This is a genomic window from Pseudomonas sp. HMWF006, from assembly GCF_003061205.1.
Lineage (GTDB): Bacteria > Pseudomonadota > Gammaproteobacteria > Pseudomonadales > Pseudomonadaceae > Aquipseudomonas > Aquipseudomonas monsensis.
Genome location: NZ_QAIU01000654.1, coordinates 34268 through 39339 on the forward strand (window position 1 = coordinate 34268; position 5072 = coordinate 39339).

Annotated in this window: 5 protein-coding genes and 2 pseudogenes; 5 read left to right on the forward strand and 2 right to left on the reverse strand. The window is 62.0% G+C overall.

The window, feature by feature from the left end; translation table 11 throughout:
* Both DBR24_RS34570 and DBR24_RS30415 read right to left on the reverse strand, forming a co-directional pair.
* A pseudogene (locus tag DBR24_RS34570) lies at positions 1-234 on the reverse strand (hypothetical protein); the annotation flags it as partial.
* A 99-nt stretch (positions 235-333) separates the two neighbouring features.
* The gene (locus DBR24_RS30415; RefSeq protein WP_128616528.1) at positions 334-1287 is read right to left on the reverse strand and encodes an alpha/beta hydrolase; all 954 of its coding nucleotides are present in this window, start codon (positions 1285-1287) and stop codon (positions 334-336) included.
* A gap of 130 nt (positions 1288-1417) precedes the next feature.
* Here DBR24_RS30415 and aroC point away from each other — a divergent pair, with 130 nt between their 5' ends.
* From aroC to DBR24_RS34575, 5 genes and pseudogenes are all read left to right on the forward strand, one after another.
* Entirely contained in the window at positions 1418-2509 is a 1092-nt protein-coding gene (gene aroC, locus DBR24_RS30420) for a chorismate synthase (RefSeq protein WP_003223202.1), read from the forward strand.
* A 34-nt stretch (positions 2510-2543) separates the two neighbouring features.
* The gene (locus DBR24_RS30425; RefSeq protein ID WP_128616529.1) at positions 2544-3689 is read left to right on the forward strand and encodes an MFS transporter; all 1146 of its coding nucleotides are present in this window, start codon (positions 2544-2546) and stop codon (positions 3687-3689) included.
* Positions 3686-4312 carry a methylthioribulose 1-phosphate dehydratase gene (locus tag DBR24_RS30430; RefSeq protein WP_123467377.1) on the forward strand — a complete coding sequence of 209 codons (627 nt, stop codon included), beginning with the start codon at positions 3686-3688 and terminating at the stop codon, positions 4310-4312. The genes DBR24_RS30425 and DBR24_RS30430 overlap by 4 nt, the downstream gene beginning before the upstream one ends.
* Positions 4313-4403: 91 nt before the next feature.
* Positions 4404-4949: an acireductone dioxygenase gene (locus tag DBR24_RS30435; RefSeq protein WP_128616530.1), complete on the forward strand. Its 546-nt coding sequence runs from the start codon at positions 4404-4406 to the stop codon at positions 4947-4949.
* Between the two features lie 4 nt (positions 4950-4953).
* Positions 4954-5072 (forward strand): annotated as a pseudogene (locus tag DBR24_RS34575) (acireductone synthase); the annotation flags it as partial.

Here is a 5072-nt window from a genome sequence, read left to right on the forward strand (position 1 = left end):
CTGGCTTGGCAGTTTGATTGCCATGCGCATCAGGCTGTGTTCTTTGCTGTTGCGCTCGGCGTAACCGAATTCGACAAAGCGCAACGGCCGGCCGCCGGTGTGCCGGTCAGTCTGCAGCGGGGCCAGGCGGAGCATCTTGTGGTGCTCGACGCTGACGTCCGCCCATGGCAGCTCAACCGCTGGCGGTGTGTCTTTTTCAGCGGTGGTGTCGGGTGAAGTCGGGGTATCAGTCATAACGGCGAGATCCTGTCCAAGCGCTGCTTGTCGCCAGCCAGTACGCTGGCGACAAAGGCTTATCGGCCGTTTTTTGCAGGACTAGAGGGCAAAAAGCCCTTAACGGGTGCGAAGTCCGTCAATAAATTCGATCAGTTTGCCGCCCAGCTCCGCCGCCAGTGGCAAATTCGGATCCTTGTAGGAGGCCAATTGCCGCTTCACATCCGCCGGGACGATGCGCATCACGTGGTTCATGCCGTCGATCACCGCCAACTCGGCGTCGGGTTTGGCGACTTTCAACGCCTGGGCATCGCCCACGCCGACCTGCATGTCGTTGCTGCCCTGAACGATCAGTGCCGGCATCTTCAGTTGCGCAAAAGCCTTGGCCGGGTCCTGCCGGAACAGCGAAATCAGGTACGGCTGCACGCTTGGCCGAAAAATCGGCTGCAGCGGCGCCGGCACGTTGGTATCCGTGTGGCCGGCCTTGAGGCTGTCGAGCAGTTCATTGCTGCGCAGCATCAGCGGAGGCGGCAGGCTGCGGGCCAACTGCTCGCGGATCACCTGATCGACCGGCCGGGCGCTGCCGGACAGGGAAATCAGCGCAGCTGCGTCGGCGCGCGGGGCGGCGAGGGTGGCGATGAGGGCGCCTTCACTGTGACCGAGCAGAATCAGCGGACCAAAACGCGGATCGCTTTTCAGCTTCTGGCTCCAGGCCACGGCATCGTTGACGTAGGCCTCAACCGACAGATTGCGCTCATCCGGCGTGGCCGCCAGGCTGGCGGCCACGCCACGCTTGTCGTAACGCACGCTGGCAATGTTGTGTTTGGCCAGCACCCACGCCAGTCGCTTGAGACTGTCGTTGCGTCCGCCATCGGGGTTGTTTCCGTCACGATCCGTAGGACCCGAGCCAGAAATAATCAGGACAACCGGCACTGGCGTGTCGGACTTTGGCAGCAGCAGCGAACCGAAAAGCTCGCCTGTGCCTGTATCCAAAGTTACCGGGCGCTGTAGGACCGTCGCGTGGGCAAAGCCCGTAATCAGGGTAAGACTCAAGATCAAAACTCGCAGCATCATCACGCCATCATTCGCCAAGGTGCCGGTTGGACTCGCCAGCACCACTAAGGTTCGAGGATGAACTACTCGGTTAGCCTGCGTATACTGGCGCGCATCACGAATTTGGGTTTGATTTCACGGAGCGTCCTGCATGTCCGGCAATACCTACGGCAAGTTGTTCACTGTCACCACCGCGGGCGAAAGCCATGGTCCGGCGTTGGTCGCCATTGTCGACGGCTGCCCGCCGGGCCTGGAGATTTCGCTGGAAGACCTGCAGCGCGACCTCGATCGTCGCAAGCCTGGCACCAGCCGCCACACCACCCAGCGTCAGGAAGCCGACGAAGTCGAAATCCTTTCCGGCGTGTTCGAAGGGCGCACCACCGGTTGCTCGATCGGCCTGCTGATCCGTAACACCGACCAGAAGTCCAAGGACTACTCGGCGATCAAGGATCTGTTCCGCCCGGCTCACGCTGACTACACCTACCACCACAAGTACGGCGAACGCGACTACCGTGGCGGGGGCCGCAGCTCGGCGCGCGAAACTGCGATGCGCGTGGCAGCGGGTGCGATCGCGAAGAAGTTTCTGGCCACCCAGGGCATCGTCATTCGCGGCTACATGAGCCAGCTCGGCCCGATCGAAATCCCGTTCAAGACCTGGGATTCGGTGGAAGAGAATGCGTTCTTCAGCCCGGATCCGGACAAGGTGCCAGAGCTGGAAGCCTACATGGACCAGTTGCGCCGCGATCAGGACTCGGTGGGGGCGAAGATCACCGTGGTCGCCGAAGGCGTGATGCCGGGCCTCGGCGAGCCGATTTTCGACCGCCTCGACGCCGAACTGGCTCACGCGCTGATGAGCATCAACGCGGTCAAGGGCGTGGAAATCGGCGCCGGTTTCGCCTGTGTCGCCCAGCGCGGCACCGAGCACCGCGATGAGCTGACCCCGGAAGGTTTCCTCAGCAATAACGCTGGCGGCATCCTCGGCGGCATCTCCTCGGGTCAGCCGATCGTCGCGCATCTGGCGTTAAAGCCGACCTCGAGCATCACCACTCCGGGCCGTTCGATCGACATCCACGGCAACCCGGTGGACGTGATCACCAAGGGCCGTCACGACCCGTGCGTCGGTATCCGCGCCACGCCGATTGCCGAAGCCATGATGGCCATCGTGCTGATGGACCACTTGCTGCGCCACCGTGGGCAGAACGCCGATGTGCGCGTGAGCACCCCGGTGCTGGGTCAGCTTTGATGGGTGATCTCAAAGCCGCTGCGGCATAACCGGCGTGGCGGCGCTCCCGTACTGGCGGCTGTCCAGTTTCTATCTGTTCTATTTCGCCTTGCTCGGTTCGACAGCGCCGTTCCTGGCGCTGTACTTCGATCATCTCGGTTTCAGCGCTGCACGTATCGGCGAACTGGTCGCCATCCCGATGCTGATGCGCTGCGTGGCGCCGAACATCTGGGGCTGGCTCGGCGATTACACCGGCAAACGCCTGGCCATCGTGCGCTTCGGCGCGGTGTGCACGCTGTTGACGTTTTCGCTGATCTTCGTCAGCAAGACCTACGCCTGGCTGGCGATGGTCATGGCGCTGCATGCGTTCTTCTGGCACGCGGTGTTGCCACAATTCGAAGTCATCACCCTCGCGCACTTGCAGGGGCAGACGTCTCGCTACAGCCAGATTCGTCTGTGGGGTTCAATCGGTTTCATCATCACCGTGGTCGCGCTGGGGCGCTTGTTCGAGTGGCTGAGCCTCGACATCTACCCGGCGGCGCTGGTGCTGATCATGGCCGGCATCGTCCTCAGCAGCCTGTGGGTGCCTAACGCGCAACCGCCGCAAGGCAATCGCCCGAGCGGGGAAGGCTTCCTCAAGCAACTGCGCAATCCTGGCGTGCTGGCGTTCTACGGCTGCGTCGCGCTGATGCAGTTGAGCCATGGGCCTTATTACACCTTTCTGACCCTGCACCTTGAACGGCTCGGTTACAGCCGTGGCGTGATCGGCATGCTCTGGGCCGTGGGCGTGGTCGCCGAAGTGCTGATGTTCATGTTCATGAGCCGGATTCTCACGCGGTTTTCCCTGCGCCGGGTGCTGATGGCGAGTTTTCTGCTGGCGGCGCTGCGCTGGTTGCTGCTGGGTTCGTTCGCCGAATTCCTCTGGGTGCTGTTGTTCGCGCAGGTGTTGCACGCGGCGACCTTCGGCAGCTTTCATGCGGCTGCCATCGCGTTCGTGCAACGTAGCTTCGGTGCGCGCCAGCAAGGGCAGGGCCAGGCGCTGTATGCAGCGCTGGCCGGCACCGGCGGTGCAATGGGGGCGTTGTATTCCGGCTACAGCTGGAACGTCCTCGGCGCGACATTAACCTTTAGTATCGCCAGCCTCGCGGCGCTCGCTGCTGCCGTTATCATTGCCATACGAATGCAAGAGGACAGGCCATGAGCCTTACGCGTGAACAGCTCGCCCGGCAAATCGTCGATGCCGGGCGTTTTCTTTATGGTCGCGGCTGGTCGCCAGCCACCAGCAGCAATTATTCGACGCGCCTGTCGCCGAGCGAAGCCTTGCTGACCGTATCCGGCAAGCACAAGGGCCAGTTGGGGCTGGACGACGTGCTGGCCACCGATCTGTCCGGCAACAGTCTGGAACCGGGCAAACAGCCGTCCGCTGAAACCTTGCTGCACACCCAGCTCTACAGCTGGCGCGCGGAGATCGGCGCCGTATTGCACACCCACTCGGTGAACGCCACCGTGCTGTCGCGCCTGACGCCGCAAGACTTCATCGAGTTCGAAGACTACGAACTGCAAAAAGCCTTCAGCGGCATTTCGACCCACGAATCCCGGCTGCGCGTGCCGATTTTCGACAACGATCAGGACATTGCGCGCCTCGCCGCCAAGGTGCAGCCTTGGCTCGATGCCCATCCCGATTGCGTCGGTTACCTGATTCGCGGCCACGGCCTCTACACCTGGGGCGCGCAGATGAGCGACGCGCTGCGGCAGATCGAGGCCTTTGAATTCCTGTTTGAATGCGAGTTGAAAACCCGCAGCGTCATGAACCGCCAAGGCTGACTTCACCAGAAGCAGCCCTTCGCCTGATGAAATGCACTGCCCGACCGGTCTGCAAGAACCGGACGGCAAGGCCGATACCGAGGAATTGCCCATGAGCAGCCTGTCCGTCTATCACGTTTCCAGCCCTGACCTTCCGAACAAGGTGCTGACCCATTTCGAAGACATCGCCTCGACGCTCGCCGAGCAGGGCGTGCGTTTCGACCGCTGGCAAGCGGCGGCGAAGATCCAGCCGGGGGCGACCGAGGAAGAAGTGATCAGCGCCTATCGGGAGCAGATCGACAAACTGATGACCGAGCGCGGTTACATCACCGTCGACGTGATCAGCCTCACCAGCGATCACCCGCAAAAAGCCGAACTGCGCGCCAGGTTCCTTGAAGAACATCGCCACGGCGAAGACGAAGTGCGCTTTTTCGTCGCTGGCCGTGGACTGTTTACGTTGCACATCGACGATTACGTCTACGCCGTCCTGTGCGAAAAGAACGATCTGATCTCGGTGCCGGCGGGTACCCGACATTGGTTCGACATGGGCGAGCACCCGCATTTCGTGGCGATTCGCCTGTTCAACAACCCGGAAGGCTGGGTAGCGAATTTCACTGGTGAAGACATCGCCGGGCGCTTCCCGCGCCTGGAGGATTGAACCGATGTCGATCAAAGCCATCCTTACCGACATCGAAGGCACCACCAGTGCGGTGAGTTTTGTGTTCGACGTGCTGTTTCCGTACGCGGCCCGGCACCTGCCGGACTTTGTGCGGCAGAACGC